Below are 19,610 nucleotides of genomic sequence, written 5' to 3' on the forward strand. Positions count from 1 at the left end.
CATCCTCCTGAACCGGTTGTTCCAAACAGTGTGAAAATCCGGGCTAGCAGACCACTAGAGCAAAGCAGGTTCAAGTCGAACCATTCCAAGCGGAAAGCTCGAATCGATTGAAACGCGCAAACGCCCCTGTTCGCCTGATGCCCAGGGCCTAGCGCCTCAGCGCTTCAGCACGTCGACACCGGGCAACGGCTTGCCCTCCATCCATTCCAGGAAGGCGCCGCCGGCGGTCGAGACATAGGTGAAGTCGTCGGCAACGCCGGCATGGTTGAGGGCGGCCACCGTGTCGCCGCCACCTGCCACCGAGATCAATTTGCCGGCCTTGGTGCGGGCCGCGGCGTGCCTGGCCGCCGCCACGGTCGCCCGGTCGAACGGCTCGATCTCGAAGGCGCCGAGCGGACCGTTCCAGACCAGCGTCGCGGCGCGGTCGATCCAGTCGGCAACGGTCTTCACTGTCTTTTCGCCGACATCGAGGATCATGGCGTCGGCCGGCACCTTCGGTATGGCGACGGTTTCGCTGGCGGCGCCCGCCTTGAATTCCCTGGCGACGACACCGTCGACCGGCAGGATGACGGCGCAGCCGGCTTCGGCCGCCTCGATCATGATCTGCTTGGCGGTGTTGGCGAGATCATGCTCGCACAGCGATTTTCCGACGGCGGTGCCGCGCGCGGCGAGGAAGGTGTTGGCCATGCCGCCGCCGATGACCAGCGCGTCGACCTTCTTCACCAGATTCATCAGGAGGTCGATCTTGCTCGAGACCTTGGCGCCGCCGACGATGGCGACGACAGGGCGGAGGGGATTGCCGAGGCCCTTTTCCAGCGCGTCGAGCTCGGCTTGCATGGTACGGCCGGCGAAGGCCGGCAGCAGGTGCGCAAGCCCTTCCGTCGACGAATGGGCGCGGTGGGCGGCGGAAAAGGCGTCGTTGACGAAGATGTCGCCATTGGCGGCGAGCTTTTCGGTGAAGGCCGGGTCGTTCTTCTCCTCGGCCTTGTAGAAGCGGGTGTTTTCGAGCAGCAGCACGTCGCCGTTATTCATGGCGGCGACGGCGCTCGCGGCCTTGTCGCCGATGCAATCGGCCGCGAAGCCGACAGGGCGGCCAAGCACCTCCGCGGCCGCCCTGGCGATCGGCTCAAGCGAGAATTCGGGCGAAGGTCCATCCTTGGGCCGGCCGAAATGGGCAAGCAGGATGACCTTGGCGCCCTTGCCGGAAAGCTCGGCGATGGTCGGCGCGATGCGCTCGATGCGGGTGGCGTCGGTGACCTTGCCGTCGGCGACGGGAACGTTGAGGTCGACGCGCACCAGCACACGCTTGCCGTCGATATTGCCGATGTCGTCCAGTGTCTTAAAGCCGGCCATGCTGTTCCCTTTCGCGAAAAATCGCGGGGACCTTACCCCGCATCAACGACGATGCAAGACCTGCATGGGAGTTCACGGAAAATATGATCCACGCCTCGGTCGCAAGCAGTCAGCCCTCGCCGGTTGTTTTTTTCATCACTGGCTGTGGAGCCGGTTCCGCGTCGTCCGGCGCCTCGGCACCCGGCCTTTTGGTCCGCTTGCGCCAATTGCGAACAAAGCCAACGATGCGGTCGGCGATTTCGCCGGCACTCAGGAACACCGGCACCCGCGCCACCGGCGCGGTCGGCTCGAGGGAAAGACCGAGACCGGTGATCCTGCCCTTGTCGTCGACGTCGCGGACGATCAGCTCGATCGGACCAATCAGCACGCGGTCGGCATATTCGGCATGGCCGCCGAGCCGCGCCGTCACCAGGTCGCCGACGGTCAGCTTGCGTTCCTCCTCGGTCAGGCCCGGCGCGTAAGCGGCTTCCAGTTCTGCGGCGGAGCGTGCCGGATCGACGGCGAAGGCGCCGAAGAAGTCGGCATCCTCGGGATCGACCACGGCGCGGCTGGCGAACAGCTTGTCGAGCAGGGCGGGATAGCGATCCGGCACGAAGATGTAGACATGGTCGCCGGCGGCGAGCCTGCCCATGTCCTGGAAGCGCATCGAGCGGCCGTCGCGCAGCACGAGCGACGGCCGCGCCCAGCGCGGAATGCGCTCGCCGCGCGCCACGGGGCTGCCTGGTGCCACGCGGTAGGCGAGCAGTTCGTGATGGGCGGAGCCAGGCAGTTCGAGCTCGACCTTGTCCAACGGACCCAGCCGGGCGGGCACGATCAGACCGAGGCGGCGCGCCAGCGGTCCGACGGTCCATCCCTGGATGACCAGCGATACCAACACCACGATGAAGGCGGTGTTGAAGATGAGGCGGCCATTCTCAAGACCGCCAAGCAGTGGCGTGATGGCGAGCAGGATCGACACGGCGCCACGCAGACCCACCCATGAGACGAAGGCGACTTCCGGGCGCGGCAGACGAAACGGCATCAGGCAAAGCCAGACGGCGATCGGCCGCGCCACGAATATCAGGAACAGGCCCAGCAGCACCGCCGGCAGCAGGATCGCCGGAAATTGCGAGGGCGTCGCGAACAGGCCGAGGATCAGGAACATGATGATCTGCGCCAGCCACGACATGCCGTCCTGGAAGCGCTTGAGGATGGTGACGGCGCGGATGTCGGAATTGCCGGCAATGAGGCCGGCGAGATAGACCGCCAGAAAGCCGGAACCGCCAATGGCGCCGGCGGCGGCGAACACCATCAGCGACAGCGTCAGCACGAAGATCGGCAGCAGCCCGTGGTCGAGATTGAGCCGGTCGACGAGGCGAACAATGGCGAGGCCGCCGAAAATGCCGACGATGGCGCCAAGCCCCATGTTGAGAAGGAAGCCGAGGACAAGGTCGGTAACCAGCACCCTGGCCTCGGGGCTGGCGTTGGCGGCGATGATCTCGACCAGGCTTATCGTCAGGAAGATGGCGATCGGGTCATTGGTGCCGGACTCCACCTCTAACGTCGAGCGTACGCGTTCGCGCAAATTGATCTCGCCGGCGCGCAACAGGAAGAACACCGCTGCCGCGTCGGTCGAGGCGACAGCGGCCCCGAGCAGGAAGGATTCCAGCCAGCTGAGATCGAGCAGATAATGGGCGACCGCGCCGAACAGGCCAGTGGTCAAAAGGACGCCGATGGTCGCCAGCGACAGCGCCGGTCCGGCCGCCTGGCGCAACGCGTTGAGCGGTGTGCCGAAACCGGAATCGAACAGGATCACCGCCAGCGCCAGTGAGCCGGCAAAATAAGCCAGCCGCGCATTGTCGAACTGGATGCCGAGGCCGTCGGTTCCCGTGGCCAGGCCAATGCAGAGAAACAGCAGCAAGAGAGGGGCGCCGAAGCGGAAGGCGATCAGGCTCGAAAACGCGGCGGCGACGACGAGCGCGGCACCGACCAGCGTCACGAGATAGATCGCATGCTCCATCCGCCAATTGCCCCTCGAATTCGTGTCCCTCTCGCTTTACGGGAGAGTGAGGCGAAGACATGACCGGTGCAAGGCGTGAGGGTGGTTTTTTGCCCTATACCGCTGATTTTCGAGTGTTTTGGCGCTCAAGGCGCGGGTCTTGCCAAACAAACCCTTAGAGCGTCGTTGCGCATTCAAAAGGGCGCTGGGCGCTCTCATGAAAACGCCCGGGCAGGCCGGGCGTTTCAAGTCGCAAGAAGATGGTTCTGCGGTCAGGCGATGGTCTTGCCGAAGGCGACGGCGGTGTCGGCCATGCGGTTGGAAAAACCCCATTCATTGTCGTACCAGGACAGCACCGAAACGAAGTTGCCGTCCATGACCTTGGTCTGGTCGAGCGCCATGATCGAGGAATGCGGGTCGTGGTTGAAGTCGATCGACACGTTCGGATGACGGGTGACGGCGAGAACGCCCTTCAGCTTGCCGTTGGAGGCGGCGATCACCGCCTCGTTGATTTCCTGCACCGTGGTCGAACGCTTGGCGATGAACTTGAAATCGACGACCGAGACGTTCGGGGTCGGCACGCGGATGGAGATGCCGTCGAGCTTGCCCTTCAGATCGGGCAGCACCAGGCCGATCGCCTTGGCCGCGCCGGTCGAGGTCGGGATCTGCGACAGCGCTGCGGCGCGGGCGCGGTAGAGATCCTTGTGCATGGTGTCCAATGTCGGCTGGTCGCCGGTGTAGGAGTGGATCGTCGTCATCATGCCCTTCTCGATGCCGACGGCCTCATGCAGCACGGCTGCCAGCGGCGCCAGGCAGTTGGTGGTGCAGGAGGCGTTCGAGATGACGATGTGGTCCTTGGTCAGCTTGTCATGGTTGATGCCATAGACGACGGTGAGGTCGGCGCCCTCGGCCGGCGCCGAGACGAGGACGCGCTTGGCGCCGGCGGTGAGGTGGGCGGCGGCCTTGTCGCGTGCGGTGAAGATGCCGGTGCATTCGAGCGCGATATCGATGCCGAGTTCCTTCCACGGCAGCTGCGTCGGGTCCTTGATCGCGGTGACCTTGAATTTTTCGCTGCCGACGGTGATCTGGTCACCGTCGACCGTCACTTCATGCGGGAAGCGGCCATGCACGCTGTCGTAGCGCAGCAGATGCGCATTGGTCTCGACCGGGCCGAGGTCGTTGACGGCGACGACATCGATGTCCCTGCGGCCGGATTCGTGGATGGCGCGCAGGATGTTGCGGCCGATGCGGCCGAATCCGTTGATGGCAACTCTGACGGTCATTTTTCTCTCCCTGGGAGTTGGAGGCCGAAGATCAAGTCCGCAGCTTCATAACGGCGGGCTGGCAAAGAATCCAGCCGTCGATGGGTTGGATTTAAGTCCATTAGGTCGCGGCTGCCGGCGAAACCGCCATCTGCGGCTTCGCCGGAGACCAGCACATTTACTCGCCGTGCAGGCGGGCTTCCGCCGCCTTCACTGTCGCTTCGGCGGTGATGCCGAAATGCAGATAGAGCTGTTCGATCGTGCCAGAGGCGCCGAAGCCGGTCATGCCGATGAAGATGCCGTCGATGCCGATGAAATGATCCCAGCCCTGGCGGATGCCGGCTTCGATGGCGATCTTGACCGGCGCGGTGCCGATCGTCTTGTTGCGGTAATCAGCATTTTGCTTGTCGAACAATTCGAAGCAGGGCACAGAGACGACGCGGGTCGGATGGCCGTGCTTCTCCAGCGCCTCGCGCGCCGCCAGCGCAATCTCGACCTCGGAGCCCGAAGCGAAGATCGTCACCGCCGCATCGCCACTGGCGGCGGCCAGCTCATAGGCGCCGTGGCGGCTGAGATTTTCCGCAACGAAGTCGTTGCGCACCGTAGCCAGGTTCTGCCGGGTCAGCGCCAGCGTCGAAGGCGTCTTTTCCTGTTCGATGGCCAATTGCCAGCATTCGGCGGTCTCGACCGCGTCGGCCGGGCGGAAGACATTGTGGTTCGGAATGGCGCGCAGTGCGGCCAGATGCTCGACCGGCTGATGGGTGGGGCCGTCTTCGCCGAGACCGATGGAATCGTGGGTCATGACGAAGATCGAGCGGATGCCCATCAGCGAGGCGAGCCGCATCGACGGACGGGCGTAGTCGGAAAAGCACATGAACGTGCCGCCATAGGCGATGAGGCCGCCATGCAGCGTCAGTCCGTTGAGCGCGGCGGCCATGCCGTGCTCGCGGATGCCGTAGTGAACGTAGCGCTGGCCGTAGTCGTCCGAGGTGATGTTCTTGGTCTGGCTGGTCTTGGTGTTGTTGGAGCCGGTCAGGTCGGCCGAGCCGCCGATGGTTTCCGGCACGGCGCCGTTGATGACCTCGAGCGCCATTTCCGACGATTTGCGGGTAGCGACCTTCGGTTTGTCCGTGCTGAGCTTCTTCTTGTAGTCGGTGATGACGGCGTCGAAATTCGCCGGCAGCGTGCCACTGATGCGGCGCTCGAATTCGCTGCGCAATTGGGCGTCGGCGCTGGCAAGGCGGCCTTCCCAGTCGGTGCGTGCCTTGATGCCGGTCTTGCCGGCGTCGCGCCAGGCATCGAGGATATCGGCAGGAAGCTCGAAAGGCGGATAATCCCAACCGAAGAATTTTCTCGCACCGGCGATTTCCTCGGCGCCGAGCGGCGAGCCGTGTGCCTTGTTGGTGCCAGCCTTGGTCGGCGCGCCGAAGCCGATCGTCGTCTTGCAGGCGATCATCGTCGGTTTGTCGGAATGGCGCGCAGCCTCGATGGCATAGGCAATCGCTTCCGGGTCCTGGCCGTCGATGTGGCTGGCATTCCAGCCGGACGCCTGGAAGCGGGCGACCTGATCGGTGTTGTCGGCCAGCGAAACCGGGCCGTCGATCGAGATGTTGTTGTTGTCCCAAAAGACGATCAGCTTGTTCAGCTTGAGATGTCCGGCAAGCGCGATGGCTTCCTGGGAAACGCCCTCCATCAGGCAGCCGTCACCGGCCAGCACATAGGTGTAGTGGTCCACGAGGTCGTTGCCGAAGGCGGCATTCATGATGCGCTCGCCGAGCGCGAAGCCGACCGAATTGGCAAGGCCCTGGCCGAGCGGGCCGGTCGTCGTCTCGATGCCGGCGGCATGGCCATATTCGGGATGGCCTGCCGTCCTCGACCCCACCTGGCGGAAATGCTTGATCTGGTCGAGGGTGATGTCCTCGTAGCCGGTCAGATAAAGCAGCGAATAAAGCAGCATCGAACCGTGGCCGGCCGACAGGATGAAGCGGTCGCGATCGGGCCAATGCGGGTTCTTCGCATCGTATTTCAGGAAACGCGTGAACAGCACCGTGGCGATGTCGGCGCAGCCCATGGGGAGGCCGGGGTGGCCGGACTGGGCCTTCTCGACGGCGTCCATGGAAAGAAAACGGATCGCATTGGCCATCCGGTCATGTTGTTCGCGCGAGGTCATGCTTCCTCCAGTGTGGGGGTCGGGGCCTTGGGAGAGCCCTGGAAAAGGGTGCGCGACACATAGCAGGCGCGGCTTTTTAGTCAACAAACCGGCGCGCTTTTGCCGATCCTGTTGGTCAATAAACCGGCGTTTTTGCCGGTCTTGTGATGGCGCCAGGAGGGCTTTGGTGGCCTAAATTAGCGTTAGCAGGGGACAGTCGCGAGAGCTTTATTGACGTTGGCTTCACACGGCGCATAATGTTTCAGACATAACGCGTTCTGAACGTGGATGATTCGGTGATGGGCAGGGCGCAGGACGAAAGCCATGACCGGGGAAACGACACTCAAGGAAGTCATCGCCAGGCTGGGTAAGGCCATCGAGGGGCTGGAAGACGCCGTCGCGGCCAAGCTCGAGCACGAGCGCGACTATACGGAAGCCGAGGCGGAGGTGCAGCGCATGAACGCCGACCGCTCTCGGCTGGCGCAGGAACTCGACAATTCCGAAGCGCGCGCCGAACGGCTGGAAGACGCCAACAAGGAAGTGTCGCGTCGGCTGGTGACCGCCATGGAAACCATCCGCGCCGTGTTGGATAGATAGGGGCTGGCCCAATGGCACAAGTCACGGTTTCCATCGATGGCAAGCAGTATCGCATGGCTTGCGACGAGGGCCAGGAAGAGCATCTGATCGACCTTGCCGAGCGCTTCGACCGCTATGTCTCGCATCTGAAAGACTCATTCGGCGAAATCGGCGACCAGCGGCTGACGGTGATGGCCGGCATCATGGTCATGGACGAGCTTTCGGAACTGCAAAAGCGCGTCAAGGGCATGGAAAGCGAAGTGCTGACGCTGCGCAAGACGCGTGACGACGCGCTGACCAAGGCCGACAAGAACGATTCCGTACTGACTCAGGCGCTTGGCGCGCTCGCCCAGCGCATGGAAGATCTGGCGACGACTCTGGCGGTGAACAAGGCCTAGATTTCCACTGCTGTCGGGCCCAACGCCCTATTGCGCCGGCATCAATGGGCGCGAAATGCTGCTGTTTACGACAAAAAGCGAAAAAGTTGTCGTCGCCGGCCCCGGTACCGGTGCAACAGGCGTATGAAGGATGACGCCGCAGTGGTAAAAGGCGGAAGCAGGGCCGGTGGGTGGTCCATGCCGGCTGCAATCACAGGGTAGGGACGCATCATGAGCCTTCGTATCAATGACACCGCGCCGGATTTCACGGCCGAAACCACGCAAGGGACGATCAACTTCCACGAATGGATCGGTGATGGCTGGGCCGTGCTTTTCAGCCATCCGAAGAATTTCACGCCGGTCTGCACGACCGAGCTCGGCACGATGGCCGGGCTGGAAGGCGAGTTCAAGAAGCGCAACGTCAAGATCATCGGGATTTCCGTCGATCCGGTCGAGAGCCATGGCAAATGGCAGGAAGATATCAAAAAGGCGACCGGCCAATCGGTGAACTACCCGCTGATCGGCGACAAGGACCTCAAGGTCGCCAAGCTTTACGAGATGCTGCCGGCGGGCGCCGGCGAAACCTCGGAAGGCCGCACGCCCGCCGACAACGCTACGGTGCGTTCAGTTTATGTCATCGGCCCCGACAAGAAGATCAAGCTGGTTCTCACCTATCCGATGACGACCGGCCGTAACTTCGATGAGATCCTGCGTGCGATCGATTCCATACAGTTGACCGCCAAGCACCAGGTGGCGACGCCGGCGAACTGGAAGCAGGGCGAGGACGTCATCATCACCGCCGCTGTTTCCAACGAGGATGCGGTCAAGCGTTTCGGCGCCTTCGAGACGATCCTGCCGTATCTTCGGAAGACCAAGCAGCCCTCCGCCTGAGAAGGCGGCACGGAAGGATTTTCGCCTTTTTTGCCTCGGCGAAGCATGCGGTGCTTGACGGCGTGGCGCTGGCGAATGACCATGCTCTTCTTTTACCCCGGCAGGGAAAACCATTCCTGCCGGGTGAGAGTTGAGGGAGCTGGGATTGGACGCGACATCGGCCAGGCTGCAGGTGGCAGGCTTTTACGACAAGCCGAGCGGGTCCATCCAGTATGTCGTTGCCGACCCGCAGACGCGACGATGCGCAATCATTGATCCGGTCCTGGATTTCGACGAGAAGTCCGGCGCCACTGCCACGAAAAATGCCGACGCCCTGCTCGACTTCATTAGAGATCAACGGCTGGTTGCGGAATGGATCCTCGACACCCACCCGCATGCCGACCATTTCTCGGCGGCACACTATCTCAGCACGAAGACAGGAGCGCCGACGGCGATCGGCGAGAAGGTCGTCGACGTCCAGAAACTGTGGAAGGCAATCTACAACTGGCCGGGGTTTCCTGCCGACGGATCCCAGTGGAACAGGCTGTTTGCCGACGGCGAGACCTTTTCCGTCGGCGGCGTTCCGGCAAAGGTGCTTTTTTCGCCGGGCCACACGCTGGCCTCGATCACCTATGTGATCGGCGACGCCGCTTTCATCCATGATACGCTGTTCATGCCGGACAGCGGCACGGCGAGAGCGGACTTTCCCGGCGGCAGTGCCGCGCAACTCTGGCGCTCGATCCAAAATATCCTCGCGCTGCCGGACGAGACACGTCTGTTCGTCGGTCATGACTACCAGGCGGAGGGGCGCGAGCCCTTGTGGGAGAGCACGGTCGCGGAACAAAAATCCAAGAACACCCATGTTGCCGCTTGCAGGACGGAGGCCGATTTCGTTGCGTTGCGCGAGGCGCGCGACAGGACGCTGCCGATGCCTAGGCTGATCCTGCACGCGCTGCAGGTCAACATGAATGGCGGGCGCTTGCCGGAACCGGAATCGAACGGCCGCCGCTATTTGAAATTTCCGCTCGATTGCCTTTGAGGGGCGCGGGTCCAACTTTTGCAATCTCGGCGCCGCCCCTCATCGCCCTGCCGGGCACTTCTCCCCGTATAGTGACGGGGAGAAGGACGCTTTGGCTGACGCAGCCTCTTCTCCCCGTCACTATACGGGGAGAAGGTGGCGGCAGCCGGATGAGGGGCAGCGCAGACGCCAGCCATTCTAGCTTCAGGGTTTTGTTCGGCGGACTAAATGTTCATACGTGATTTGCCAAGGGTCGCTCTCGGAAGATCTTTCCTCGCCGATCCAATGGAAGCTGTTGGCAGTGATCTCGGTGAAACGCCATCGAGTTTTCAGACCGCGCAAATCAATGCCGAGTTGGACAATGTCCTTACCCTCGGCCCGCCCGATCTGGCGCGAGTGATCTCGGTTGAGCGGGTCATTCCATATGACGTGCCAGCCATCGATCCCAGGATCGAAGATGCGCAAAGTCGTGCCATACATCGTGGATGGCGCAGGGCGCTTGGGCCTGATCCAGACGTCCTGAATCGCGCGGCCTTCGAGCACCCAGCCAAAATGGCATTCTCCATCCCATTTCTGGATTGTGCCGTCATTGCGGTAGTGGACCGTGTCCATTTCCCAGCTTCCAATTAGCCATCCATACAGGTTCATGTCTTTCGCTCGGTCGGCTGGGGGACCTGCGGACCCGAGAGCGGTGAGAAACGGAGAAATCGTCATCGTCATACTGCCTTTGGTTTCCAAATAGGCGAGCTCAATTGCCCAGCGCAGCCCCGACGGCCGGTTGTCGCGCCCGCTTGCCGCAAGCGTCGCCTTGTGAAATTTCACGACGGAAGCCCGTGTCGGCGCCGGAACATTGCCGCCACAATTTGCAGCGTTGCGGTTTCCAGGGCTTGGGGAAAATTGCTATAAGCCGCTATGAGCCAGCCAGGCTGATCACACCGAGGACCCACAAAAAAGGCGGCGCCAGTTACCTGGCGCCGCCGCTATTTGTTTCCGCCGGAGGTTTTACGCCGCCGGCTGCGCCTCGATGGTGCGCAGCGCCTGCATCTGGCGCTTGGCTGCGGCCTTGACCGCGTCCTGCACCTTCTCGAAGGCGCGCACCTCGATCTGGCGCACGCGCTCGCGGCTGATGTCGAACTCGGCCGACAGCTCTTCCAGCGTCAGCGGCTCCTCGGCCAGGCGGCGCGCCTCGAAGATGCGCCGCTCGCGCTCGTTGAGCACGGCAAGAGCGCCGGACAGCATGCCGCGCCGGTTCTCCAGTTCGTCCTGCTCGATCAGCGCCTCTTCCTGGCTTTCGTGGTCATCGACCAGCCAGTCCTGCCACTCACCGGACTCGCCTTCGCTCGCCCGGATCGGCGCGTTGAGCGAGGCGTCGCCCGACAGGCGACGGTTCATCGACACCACTTCCGCTTCCGACACGTTGAGGCGGGTGGCGATCTCGGCGATCTGCTCGGGCTTCAAGTCGCCGTCGTCGAGCGCCTGGATCTTGCCCTTCACCTTGCGCAGGTTGAAGAACAGGCGCTTCTGGTTGGCGGTGGTGCCCATCTTGACCAGGCTCCACGAGCGCAGGATGTATTCCTGGATCGAGGCCTTGATCCACCACATCGCGTAGGTGGCGAGCCGGAAGCCGCGCTCCGGTTCGAATTTCTTGACGGCCTGCATCAGGCCGACATTGCCTTCCGAGATCACTTCGCCGATCGGCAGGCCGTAGCCGCGATAGCCCATGGCGATCTTGGCGACGAGCCGAAGGTGGCTGGTGACGAGCTTGTGCGCAGCTGTGGTGTCCTCGTGCTCAGCGTAACGCTTGGCGAGCATGTACTCTTCCTGCGGCTGAAGCATCGGAAAGCGACGGATTTCTTCCAGGTAGCGGCTGAGGCCGCCTTCGCCGGAAACGATACTGGGTAGTGACTGGGCCATGATAGCGCCCCTCTCTCTTGGAGTGGTGCCCCCTAACGCGGCGGGCATATGTCACGAACGCCAAAAGGCTCGTTCGCGACAGCGGATGTATACAGGAACAAAACCAGAAAGGACAGCATTTGGTTCAACACGAAACAGTGTGTCACGCCAAAGTGAACAACGCGGGTCAGGTTTTTGCCGATCTGGTTTTGAATGGATGAAGGCCGGTACAGAGTCTGCGGAAGCCGTCCACGAGTTCCTCCATGTCGCTCGGTAGCGGCGCCTCGAACCTCATCGGTAAATGGGTAGTCGGATGCCGAAATTCAAGCAGGCGGGCATGCAATGCCTGTCGCGGAAAGGCCTTCACCTGGCCTTTCAGCGGCTCGGGCAGCCGGTTCGCCTTGGTGCGAAAGGCCTGGCCGTAATCGGGGTCGCCGACGACCGGATGGCCGATATGAGCCATGTGGACACGGATCTGATGGGTGCGGCCGGTCTCGAGCCGGCATTCGACCAGGCTCGCCGTGGCAAACTCCTTTTGCTGCTCGCCAAAGCGCTCGATCACCGTGAAATGGGTGACGGCGTGGCGGGCATCGTCGCGGCCCTGTGGCACCACGGCACGGCGCACGCGGTCGGCAGCGCGACCGAGTGGCTCGTCGACCGTGCCTGTCGGTCTCATCGGAATCCCCCAGACCAGCGCCAGATAGGCGCGTTTGAGATCTCCGGTCAGGCCATGGTCGGCAAAGGCCTCCGACAATGATTTGTGGGCGCGGTCGGTTTTTGCCACGACCATGACGCCGCTGGTCTCCTTGTCCAGGCGGTGGACGATGCCCGGCCGCCGCACACCGCCGATGCCGGAAAGACTGTCGCCGCAATGGTGGATCAGCGCGTTGACCAGCGTGCCGGTCCAGTTGCCGGCGCCGGGATGGACGACCAGCCCCGGCGGCTTGTCGATGACGATCAATTCATTGTCTTCATAGAGGACGTCGAGCGGGATGTTCTCGCCTTGCGGCTCCGCCGGCTCCGGCTCCGGCATGTCGACCGATACGCGGTCACCGGCTGCCATCTTGCGTTTGGTCTCGTTGACCGGCTGGCCGCCGACCTTGACGGCGCCCTGTCTGATCAGCATCTGCACCCGGCTGCGCGACATGTCCGGGCCGAGCTTGCCCGCCAGCCATTGGTCGAGCCGCTGGCCGGCCGCATCGGGGCCTGCTTCCAGCACGACTGATCCCCCGTCTGGCGATCCGCCCGTCAATCCATCCTCTATCAATATCGGGGTCTCTTCGTTATGAGCGCTCATCGAAAATCGTTCCGGAATGTTTTGCCATGGCTGCTGCCGATGAAGACGAGGAAAAGCCGCTCGACCCCGAAGTCGAAAAGGTGCGCAAGAAGCTCGTCCGCTTCGTCGGCATCAATCTCGGCCTGCTGTTCCTCGCCCTTATGGTGGTGATTGCAGCCCTTGTCTACAAAACGCGCAGCGCGCCACCGGCCGCCCCATCCCTTGCCGGCGACATCCAGGTGCCCTCTGGCGAGCCGCTGACCGGCGACATCGTGCTGCCGGTCGGCGCCAGGGTCATCAGCCAGTCGCTTTCCGGCAACCGCGTCTCCATCGATGCGGAACTTGCCGACGGCAGCCGCGCCATTTTTGTCTACGACATCACTGAGCGCCGCATCATCGGTCGCTTCTCGATCCGCAACAAATGACTGGTTTCGCCGAAAATCGCCGCGTCGCCAGCGTTGCGCTTGTCGTCGCCAATTACGATGAGGCGATCGCCTGGTATGTCGACAGGCTGGGCTTTTTGCTCACCGAGGACGTCGATCTCGGCGGCGGCAAGCGCTGGGTCACGGTGGCGCCGGCGAACGGACAAGGCGCGCAGCTGCTGCTGGCCGAAGCGTCGGACGATATGCAAGCAAGCCGGATCGGCAACCAGACCGGCGGCCGCGTCTTTCTGTTCCTCGAGACCGACGATTTTGTCCGCGACCACGCGGCAATGCTCGAAAAGGGCGTTGAATTCCGTGAGGCGCCCCGCGTTGAGCCCTATGGCACTGTGGCGGTTTTCGCCGATCTCCATGGAAATCTCTGGGACTTGATCGAGCCAAAACGATAGGCCTGCAACGGATATTTCCCCGACATCATTGACTGCCAGAACCCCAGTTGCTTTTTCCCGGCCGTCAGCCTATATCGCCGGTTCTTGAACGCGCCCATCGTCTAGCGGTCAGGACACCGCCCTCTCACGGCGGGAACAGGGGTTCGATTCCCCTTGGGCGTACCAGCAAAATCAAGCACTTAAGCCTCACCGGGCCGATTTCATCGAATATCCACCGAATAAACCCCCGCGAATTTCAGCGAACAGATTGGCGCGAGCCGGAACCGCCTTGTTAGGAATGGGGCCCATGTGGGAAGGCGGGCATCACGTTTTATTCAGTGTGAGCCACCATTAGGAATCGCTCAGGTTGTGTTACCTTGCGTAACTCGAATCATGGGCTGCTGAACCTCTCGAAACCGGCCACCCTTTTTATCAAAAGGATCAATAGTTTAATAGCAAAATCGCCACGACTGCCGGCCACCCCTAGACAGCTTCGCCTTGACCTTGGAATCGAGGTGGAGCGAGACGTAAACGGCATTGAGATGGGCGTGCTCGAAAATGGCATGACCTATCTCACGCAACGAGGACTTTCCGCAATCTGCGGCGCGGCCCGTTCTACGATCCAGGAAATCTCCAAAGAATGGGAAGACAACTTCGGTCTCGACCTTCAGCGCGGGCGGTCGCTCTATTTCTCCGACTATCTGAGGCAAGCTGGTTATGACGATCCGACCCTCTATATGGAAATAGAGCACAACGGAACAACTCACTATGCCTACCCTGAGGTCGTCTGTATGGCCTTCATCGAGTTCTTTGCCTTCGAGGCTCAAAGAACGAATGACACCGCGCAACGCAACTTCCGCAAACTTGCCCGGTATGGCCTCAACCAGTTCATCTACGATGCCCTTGGATATAAGCCGACCGACAAGTGGGTCTATTTCAATGACCGCGTGACCATCCTGCAAGACAGTTCGCCCGATGGCTACTTCATCGTTTTCAAGGAAACTACGGGTATGGTGGTCGATCTCATCCGCGCCGGCCTGCCGGTCAATGACAAGACCATCCCGGATATTAGCGTTGGCAAGTGCTGGAGCAAGCATTGGGAAGACAGCGGCCTCAGCGAAGACCACGATGATCGCATCAAGTTCGAGCACAACTACCCCAACTACTACCCGCAATCAGCCAGCAACCCGCAGCTGCCGTGGGCATATCCCGATAGCGCGCTACCCGAATTCAGACGGTGGTTTAGGCACGAATATCTGCCGACCAAATACCCCGCCTACATCCTGAAAAAGGCAAGCGTCTTGTCTGGCGGGATGGACGATGCAGAGCAGATCGCGGCGTTGTATGAGCCGAAAAAGATCGCGGGTAGAAAGTAGCCGCTACTTCTCCGCCCGCCTTTGGCTTGTCCTTAGGCGGCGGTGACTTCGCCACCTTCTTCAATGCGCGGTCAAAGGGCCCGCTCTCAAAGCATAAAAAGCCCGCCACCGTGAGGCAGCGGGCTTCTGGTGTGGCGGGTTTAGTGCTTGTCTCTGCCGTCGCGATCGTTCCAAAGACGCTCCGCTTCTGCCCATGTGCCAGCAGGCGGCCCCTGTGCGCCGCAGCGCTTGCACTTGACGTGATAGTCGTCGCCGTCGAAATGCTCGACCTGGAGCTCGCGGCTTTTGTCGAATGGGCACTCGCGGAGGCGGGTTGGCATCAGGTTGGTTTCCGTTCAATCTCGATCGGGTGCGGTGCTCATATTCCCTGTTCCCTCTTCCAGTACATCTCGTTTTTGCTGAACCGGGTTCTGACAAAATCCCTGATCAATTGGCGATCTTCGCCTCGGGCGCACATCTCTCTGACAGTGGAGATGATCGCAATAAATTCTATCCTCAATCGGTGCGCCTCTTCCGGCGGCAGCTGCAGCAGCAATGCGTCGAGACTTTCTTTGCCCGTAGATGGGATCGCGCCAGCGTCTAACTCGCCGGCTGTGTCTTTGGCGAAGCTGGACAAGTTGTCCACTTTCGTGTGAACGAGCGCGATCGTTGAAGCGGCAGCCAAGGCCGCCGCGGTTGCCCCCATGCCGAGCAGCATTCGCCGCCGGTCGATTCTGATTGATGGTCGCTCCAGGTTGAGCAGGCGGCGGCGGTTGATTGCGGGCATGCCTTCGGCGGCAGCCCGAACAGTGATGTTCGGCATGGTGTTTCCCTTTGAAAAGTTGTTACATTGTGATAGATACTTTGTATCTGGTGTTAATGTCAACACGCAGTAATGACTACTCAGCACAGGGTGATAACTTGACGCCTTCCCAGATGCGAATGGCTCGGGCCGCGCTTAAGATCGGTGTCCGCGATTTGGCGGAAATGGCGAACGTGACGACTGCTACCCTGACGCGCTACGAAAACGAGCGCGGCGGGATGCATGCTGATACCCGAGACAAGGTGAAGGGCGCTCTCGAATCCGCCGGCGTCGTCTTTATCCCTGAAAATGGAGGCGGTGCGGGTGTCCGCCTGAAGTTCAACCGCCGTGAGGTCAAGGCGATCGAAAGGCTGGAAAATGAGGGCGGGATCGTCGGTGATGATGATGTGTAAAGGGCGACCGACCATCCCGCTGTCCGCGATATTGCTTGCGGCCGCAATCCTGACGGGCTGCGGTGACTCACCACAAGAGCCAGCCGGCTCGGCATATCGGATCGTTGACGCGGTGAGCGCTGGTGCATCGTGCGATGCTGGCGAACTCCTGCTGAGCGCCTACTGCTTCTCTGATGCCGGCCGAAGCATCTCAGCGAGTGGTCCGGCACTCCAATCAGATGCAAACGGCAGGATTGTAGCAACATGCCTCACGGGCGGCCGCCATCTGCGTCTGTTCTGCATCAAACAGCCGTGACATGGACGCCAGCAATGATGACTAAGGGGCGAATCGAGTTCATCCCGGAGAACGGCGGCGGCGCCGGGGTGAGGTTGAGGAAGAAATAACGCGGAAATCGTCAGCGCGCCCTTGCACTTGAAACTACACTTTTATGCCGATAACCCTTTATGCGGATTGCTCTGGCTTGCCTTTGCGCCAGATCGGCGCGATGCTGCCCTTGGGAGTTGTCAAAGGAGAGATCTCCAGCAGCACACCGCTACCAGGAGGTAAGCGATGGGTCCTATGGAAAAGCCGCCTTATGTGCCGACAGAGATTCATGTCGGAACGGTCACGGACAAGATCGGCAATCTCGGAATCCTCTCAACCAGACGACAGAAGGCCGCCTGGATGTTGCGCTCGACCGCCAGGCAGCGGAGGCGATCGTCAACGCCATTAGCGCAATTCGGAGGAAGCTTGCATCGAACCAAAGCTAGTGGCCTTAGTCGTTCAACATTCTGCCGGTAAAAGCTTTCTAGTGACTTCCGCTTTTGCGGTTGGAGAAGCATCAACTGAAACCGCTTTGGAGATTCCTGATGCACCTCGTCATAGCAGCACTGAGATGGCGGTCCAATCGTTCGAAGGCAGCACTGCTCCTGGGATCGGCACTTTTCGCCGCTAGCGCATCCGTAGCATGGGCCGATGCTCTTGAGGTTTTGCAAGGCGTCTGGGTCGGGGAACGCGCCGACTGCACGAGGGTGTTCGAGAAGATCCAGGGGAAAGTCCGCTTCAAGGACCGTACCTATTCGTCCGAGAACGGTTTCATCATTACCGGCAACAAGGCAAAGGGCCCGGTTGGGGGCGCCTGCACGATCTCGCAAGTCAACGAGGAGAACGACCGCTTCTCCGCCCTATTAACCTGTGCGGACGCTGTTGTATCCCGGAACTTTTCATGGTCATTCCGCATCATCGACGCAACCCACTTTGAGCGCTTTGATGCGATGGTTGGTGCCTTTAAATACAAGAAATGCGCGTTCTGACTAAAGCGTTGAACAAGCCTGCCCGACACCCACTCATGGAACCGAGTCTAGGCTCATCCGATTTGAGGGCTAGAGGAACCGAACACAGCCGTTTTGCTAAGTTAGCAGCGATGCTTGAGCGGCCTACAGTCTTCCCAGCCGGCGAACCTACCCCGTTTGCTGGTTAGGCCCGGAGGCCGGCTGTTGGTCACCCCCAATAGTGGCTGTCGGGCCGCTCGAACTTGCGGTGATGGCTGAAATGCAAAAAGCCCCGCCGCTCCATTTGCGAAGCGGCGGGGCCCCCACTCGCCCCGATGCTGACCATGCAATTGCGGTGCCAGCAGCAAATGACCCACTGTGGGACAGGCCCACGGGCGCCGTGGTTTTTCCGTGCCGTACAGAGCCTCGCCAGCGTGCGTTCCCGCTGGCCGCTGTCCTACACCGCCGAAGCACCTCGCGCGTCCTGGCGGCCCCTTGTGCCAGCGCCGGCACTCACCCTTTTAGGCACCAAATTGACTCTAGGCTCATCCGATTTGACAGCCAGGGGAACGGAACGTGACCATTTTACTAAATTACAAATAATGCATTTAGCCGCCTATCGTAGAATTAGCCGGCGACCGTCCCGCAGACGCCCCCTCGCCGGTCAGGCCCAGCGGCCACCCGCCCAACTCCAACTGACTGCTGGGCCGCCCATTGACTCTCGCTCTCGCTACTCAAAGCTCGGGCTGCGACGTGCACACCTTCGCCGTGCGTAACGGAAACTCAGGCGCTATAGAAAATACCTGCCAGCGAGGGCGTACCATGCCAAGCCCAACATTGAGAGCACAAACAGAACCAGGAACGGAAGCACGGACGGCTGGCTGTCGAGGGCGGGATCAGCTCTTTCCAGTTCCTCGACCAGATTGCGATCCCGCCTGGGCCTTCGTGACCACCAAACCGTGCGGCCCAATTTTACTCTCAGCTTCTCTCGAAATTCTTTTCGCGATATCGGCTCGGATCACTGGATCCTCGGGCAGGTTGCCCGGAAACCCCTCAGGAAGATTGTCGCCATCGTTCTTGTCCATGGCGCCAACAATGTTCTCTGCCTCACTTATGTTCCAAGTTTCTAATGTAAAATTTTGACCGCTCGCCAGTCAACACTGCCCGACGGCATCGAGGCTGACGCCGCGTTGCTCGGTCTAAGGGGCTGGACGTCCGAAGAGCCTGGCGTGAAATGAGCAGCGGGGACCGGGTGGGGGGCTTGGGGTTAGTCCCCGCTGCTTTGAGCTGCCTTCGCGGGGTGCAGTGGCAGCACAACTAAATAGTGACTGAGCGATGACAGGACCCAGACAGCGGAGCCTTGGGCACCCTGTCAGTCTTACACCGGCTAGTGCCGCCCCCCAAGGCTACCCGGGCGGGTGTCTCAAGAGTGCGGCCGGGGACGGACCTTCAAAGATTGCGACTTCCGTACCCCAGCCTACACTCCGGCCTGACGCGCGTGCCCACCCAATCTACCCCAGCGTCAAGCGACAGGTCATTAGTAGCCGATAAAGATCGCCCCCAAATCGGCCGCTTGAGCTAGCTCGGATAGACAATTCGGGTGAGCGGGTTCAACGGGGTCAAAAGGAGGGGTCGGAATATCCGGGCCAACAGGCTCATGCGAACTAAAGTGAGAGCTTCATGGCCATAGTACCCTCCTCCTCGCCACCTAAGGCTTGAAGGGCAGAGGGCCGATGCACGTTTCCACTTGGGTCCCCGCTTGGACCAGCTGCTCGGATGCACCTCGGACATTGTTGCAGGCATAGCTGACGCCGACCAATTCGGTCTTCACGAACTCGCGCGTGTTTAGAATTGCGGCGGTCAGTTCTCCGTGGAAGCACAGCCGCTGTGGGCTCGTCGCTTGTCCCTCAACGGCGGCGGGCTCCCCTTAGCAGGACCCGTAAGGGCAGCTATGGAGTTTCGTCCCGCCCGGCCTTGCCGATTGCCTCAAACAATGATGCCAGAGTTGGCGGCAGTTCTGGTTCGACCTCCAGCCCAAGCAGCTTGTGTACGTGATGACGATTGTCTTCGGTGCCGATCAGCTCCCGAACGGCGTCGGCAAGGGTCTTATGGCCCGCTGCATCACGCTTTGCCATGTCTGCATGTCCCAACCCGCCCAAGGGCCGCAACTCGCAGGTCACGGAATGGTTGCATTAGGGGCCGGAATGTTTGGTAGAAATTTCTGAGCGG

The 19,610-nt window shown here is 61.2% G+C and carries 20 protein-coding genes and 1 tRNA gene; 10 read left to right on the forward strand and 11 right to left on the reverse strand.

Annotated features, from left to right (window positions below; all coding sequences use genetic code 11):
- Positions 1 to 156: 156 nt before the first annotated feature.
- The 4 genes from AC0L28_RS19545 to tkt form a co-directional block, all read right to left on the reverse strand.
- Complete coding sequence (locus AC0L28_RS19545) at positions 157 to 1,353, reverse strand: phosphoglycerate kinase (protein WP_287238266.1); 1,197 nt, start codon at positions 1,351 to 1,353, stop codon at positions 157 to 159.
- A 109-nt stretch (positions 1,354 to 1,462) separates the two neighbouring features.
- Positions 1,463 to 3,352: a potassium/proton antiporter gene (locus tag AC0L28_RS19550; RefSeq protein ID WP_473479662.1), complete on the reverse strand. Its 1,890-nt coding sequence runs from the start codon at positions 3,350 to 3,352 to the stop codon at positions 1,463 to 1,465.
- A gap of 251 nt (positions 3,353 to 3,603) precedes the next feature.
- Positions 3,604 to 4,614, reverse strand: a complete 1,011-nt coding sequence (gene gap / locus AC0L28_RS19555) for a type I glyceraldehyde-3-phosphate dehydrogenase (protein WP_128170606.1) — start codon at positions 4,612 to 4,614, stop codon at positions 3,604 to 3,606.
- A gap of 157 nt (positions 4,615 to 4,771) precedes the next feature.
- Positions 4,772 to 6,763 (reverse strand): transketolase, encoded by a 1,992-nt coding sequence (gene tkt, locus AC0L28_RS19560; RefSeq protein WP_473479665.1) that lies wholly within the window; start codon positions 6,761 to 6,763, stop codon positions 4,772 to 4,774.
- 303 nt (positions 6,764 to 7,066) lie between these two features.
- Here tkt and AC0L28_RS19565 point away from each other — a divergent pair, with 303 nt between their 5' ends.
- From AC0L28_RS19565 to AC0L28_RS19580, 4 genes are all read left to right on the forward strand, one after another.
- The gene (locus AC0L28_RS19565; RefSeq protein ID WP_128170608.1) at positions 7,067 to 7,339 is read left to right on the forward strand and encodes a DUF4164 domain-containing protein; all 273 of its coding nucleotides are present in this window, start codon (positions 7,067 to 7,069) and stop codon (positions 7,337 to 7,339) included.
- An 11-nt stretch (positions 7,340 to 7,350) separates the two neighbouring features.
- Complete coding sequence (locus tag AC0L28_RS19570; RefSeq protein ID WP_023797070.1) at positions 7,351 to 7,716, forward strand: cell division protein ZapA; 366 nt, start codon at positions 7,351 to 7,353, stop codon at positions 7,714 to 7,716.
- Between the two features lie 210 nt (positions 7,717 to 7,926).
- Complete coding sequence (locus AC0L28_RS19575; protein ID WP_027152994.1) at positions 7,927 to 8,586, forward strand: peroxiredoxin; 660 nt, start codon at positions 7,927 to 7,929, stop codon at positions 8,584 to 8,586.
- Positions 8,587 to 8,731: 145 nt separating this feature from the next.
- Positions 8,732 to 9,604 carry an MBL fold metallo-hydrolase gene (locus AC0L28_RS19580; protein WP_473479670.1) on the forward strand — a complete coding sequence of 291 codons (873 nt, stop codon included), beginning with the start codon at positions 8,732 to 8,734 and terminating at the stop codon, positions 9,602 to 9,604.
- 183 nt (positions 9,605 to 9,787) lie between these two features.
- On the opposite strand, the gene AC0L28_RS19585 is transcribed toward AC0L28_RS19580, so the two are convergent.
- The 3 genes from AC0L28_RS19585 to AC0L28_RS19595 form a co-directional block, all read right to left on the reverse strand.
- Positions 9,788 to 10,405 carry a hypothetical protein gene (locus AC0L28_RS19585; RefSeq protein ID WP_287181512.1) on the reverse strand — a complete coding sequence of 206 codons (618 nt, stop codon included), beginning with the start codon at positions 10,403 to 10,405 and terminating at the stop codon, positions 9,788 to 9,790.
- 180 nt (positions 10,406 to 10,585) lie between these two features.
- A complete protein-coding gene (rpoH, locus tag AC0L28_RS19590; RefSeq protein WP_023797074.1) occupies positions 10,586 to 11,497 on the reverse strand; it encodes an RNA polymerase sigma factor RpoH in 912 nt (303 codons plus the stop codon).
- Positions 11,498 to 11,663: 166 nt separating this feature from the next.
- Positions 11,664 to 12,773, reverse strand: a complete 1,110-nt coding sequence (locus AC0L28_RS19595) for an RluA family pseudouridine synthase (RefSeq protein WP_473479674.1) — start codon at positions 12,771 to 12,773, stop codon at positions 11,664 to 11,666.
- Positions 12,774 to 12,799: 26 nt separating this feature from the next.
- On the opposite strand from AC0L28_RS19595, the gene AC0L28_RS19600 reads away from it, so the two are divergent.
- From AC0L28_RS19600 to AC0L28_RS19615, 4 genes are all read left to right on the forward strand, one after another.
- The gene (locus AC0L28_RS19600) at positions 12,800 to 13,177 is read left to right on the forward strand and encodes a fimbrial protein (protein WP_287341922.1); all 378 of its coding nucleotides are present in this window, start codon (positions 12,800 to 12,802) and stop codon (positions 13,175 to 13,177) included.
- Positions 13,174 to 13,581, forward strand: a complete 408-nt coding sequence (locus AC0L28_RS19605; RefSeq protein ID WP_473479679.1) for a VOC family protein — start codon at positions 13,174 to 13,176, stop codon at positions 13,579 to 13,581. Before AC0L28_RS19600 ends, AC0L28_RS19605 begins: the two co-directional genes overlap by 4 nt.
- 90 nt (positions 13,582 to 13,671) lie before the next feature.
- Positions 13,672 to 13,746: transfer RNA gene (locus tag AC0L28_RS19610), tRNA-Glu, on the forward strand.
- A gap of 191 nt (positions 13,747 to 13,937) precedes the next feature.
- Positions 13,938 to 14,936, forward strand: a complete 999-nt coding sequence (locus AC0L28_RS19615; protein WP_473479682.1) for a BstA C-terminal domain-containing protein — start codon at positions 13,938 to 13,940, stop codon at positions 14,934 to 14,936.
- 140 nt (positions 14,937 to 15,076) lie between these two features.
- Here AC0L28_RS19615 and AC0L28_RS19620 read toward each other — a convergent pair whose 3' ends face one another.
- Entirely contained in the window at positions 15,077 to 15,256 is a 180-nt protein-coding gene (locus AC0L28_RS19620) for a hypothetical protein (protein ID WP_128170612.1), read from the reverse strand.
- Positions 15,257 to 15,294: 38 nt separating this feature from the next.
- On the reverse strand, positions 15,295 to 15,738 hold the full coding sequence (locus tag AC0L28_RS19625) for a hypothetical protein (protein ID WP_473479686.1): 444 nt from the start codon (positions 15,736 to 15,738) through the stop codon (positions 15,295 to 15,297).
- A 98-nt stretch (positions 15,739 to 15,836) separates the two neighbouring features.
- Here AC0L28_RS19625 and AC0L28_RS19630 point away from each other — a divergent pair, with 98 nt between their 5' ends.
- Positions 15,837 to 16,130, forward strand: coding sequence for an XRE family transcriptional regulator (locus tag AC0L28_RS19630; RefSeq protein ID WP_473479689.1), 294 nt, complete (start codon positions 15,837 to 15,839; stop codon positions 16,128 to 16,130).
- Positions 16,131 to 16,979: 849 nt separating this feature from the next.
- The gene (locus tag AC0L28_RS19635; RefSeq protein WP_023797081.1) at positions 16,980 to 17,423 is read left to right on the forward strand and encodes a hypothetical protein; all 444 of its coding nucleotides are present in this window, start codon (positions 16,980 to 16,982) and stop codon (positions 17,421 to 17,423) included.
- A gap of 854 nt (positions 17,424 to 18,277) precedes the next feature.
- On the opposite strand, the gene AC0L28_RS19640 is transcribed toward AC0L28_RS19635, so the two are convergent.
- Both AC0L28_RS19640 and AC0L28_RS19645 read right to left on the reverse strand, forming a co-directional pair.
- Entirely contained in the window at positions 18,278 to 18,466 is a 189-nt protein-coding gene (locus AC0L28_RS19640; RefSeq protein ID WP_128175407.1) for a hypothetical protein, read from the reverse strand.
- An 864-nt stretch (positions 18,467 to 19,330) separates the two neighbouring features.
- On the reverse strand, positions 19,331 to 19,516 hold the full coding sequence (locus tag AC0L28_RS19645; protein ID WP_023797083.1) for a hypothetical protein: 186 nt from the start codon (positions 19,514 to 19,516) through the stop codon (positions 19,331 to 19,333).
- Between the last annotated feature and the right edge of the window lie 94 nt (positions 19,517 to 19,610).

The organism is Mesorhizobium sp. WSM4847, assembly GCF_055811335.1.

What these genes read in the sequence shown, in the direction of transcription:
- AC0L28_RS19545 (WP_287238266.1), bottom strand. Translation starts at nt 1,353, where the DNA reads ATGGCCGGCTTTAAGACACTGGACGACATCGGCAATATCGACGGCAAG.
- AC0L28_RS19550 (WP_473479662.1), bottom strand. Translation starts at nt 3,352, where the DNA reads ATGGAGCATGCGATCTATCTCGTGACGCTGGTCGGTGCCGCGCTCGTC.
- gap (WP_128170606.1), bottom strand. Translation starts at nt 4,614, where the DNA reads ATGACCGTCAGAGTTGCCATCAACGGATTCGGCCGCATCGGCCGCAAC.
- tkt (WP_473479665.1), bottom strand. Translation starts at nt 6,763, where the DNA reads ATGACCTCGCGCGAACAACATGACCGGATGGCCAATGCGATCCGTTTT.
- AC0L28_RS19565 (WP_128170608.1), top strand. Translation starts at nt 7,067, where the DNA reads ATGACCGGGGAAACGACACTCAAGGAAGTCATCGCCAGGCTGGGTAAG.
- AC0L28_RS19570 (WP_023797070.1), top strand. Translation starts at nt 7,351, where the DNA reads ATGGCACAAGTCACGGTTTCCATCGATGGCAAGCAGTATCGCATGGCT.
- AC0L28_RS19575 (WP_027152994.1), top strand. Translation starts at nt 7,927, where the DNA reads ATGAGCCTTCGTATCAATGACACCGCGCCGGATTTCACGGCCGAAACC.
- rpoH (WP_023797074.1), bottom strand. Translation starts at nt 11,497, where the DNA reads ATGGCCCAGTCACTACCCAGTATCGTTTCCGGCGAAGGCGGCCTCAGC.
- AC0L28_RS19595 (WP_473479674.1), bottom strand. Translation starts at nt 12,773, where the DNA reads ATGAGCGCTCATAACGAAGAGACCCCGATATTGATAGAGGATGGATTG.
- AC0L28_RS19600 (WP_287341922.1), top strand. Translation starts at nt 12,800, where the DNA reads ATGGCTGCTGCCGATGAAGACGAGGAAAAGCCGCTCGACCCCGAAGTC.
- AC0L28_RS19605 (WP_473479679.1), top strand. Translation starts at nt 13,174, where the DNA reads ATGACTGGTTTCGCCGAAAATCGCCGCGTCGCCAGCGTTGCGCTTGTC.
- AC0L28_RS19620 (WP_128170612.1), bottom strand. Translation starts at nt 15,256, where the DNA reads ATGCCAACCCGCCTCCGCGAGTGCCCATTCGACAAAAGCCGCGAGCTC.
- AC0L28_RS19625 (WP_473479686.1), bottom strand. Translation starts at nt 15,738, where the DNA reads ATGCCGAACATCACTGTTCGGGCTGCCGCCGAAGGCATGCCCGCAATC.
- AC0L28_RS19635 (WP_023797081.1), top strand. Translation starts at nt 16,980, where the DNA reads ATGCACCTCGTCATAGCAGCACTGAGATGGCGGTCCAATCGTTCGAAG.
- AC0L28_RS19640 (WP_128175407.1), bottom strand. Translation starts at nt 18,466, where the DNA reads ATGGACAAGAACGATGGCGACAATCTTCCTGAGGGGTTTCCGGGCAAC.
- AC0L28_RS19645 (WP_023797083.1), bottom strand. Translation starts at nt 19,516, where the DNA reads ATGGCAAAGCGTGATGCAGCGGGCCATAAGACCCTTGCCGACGCCGTT.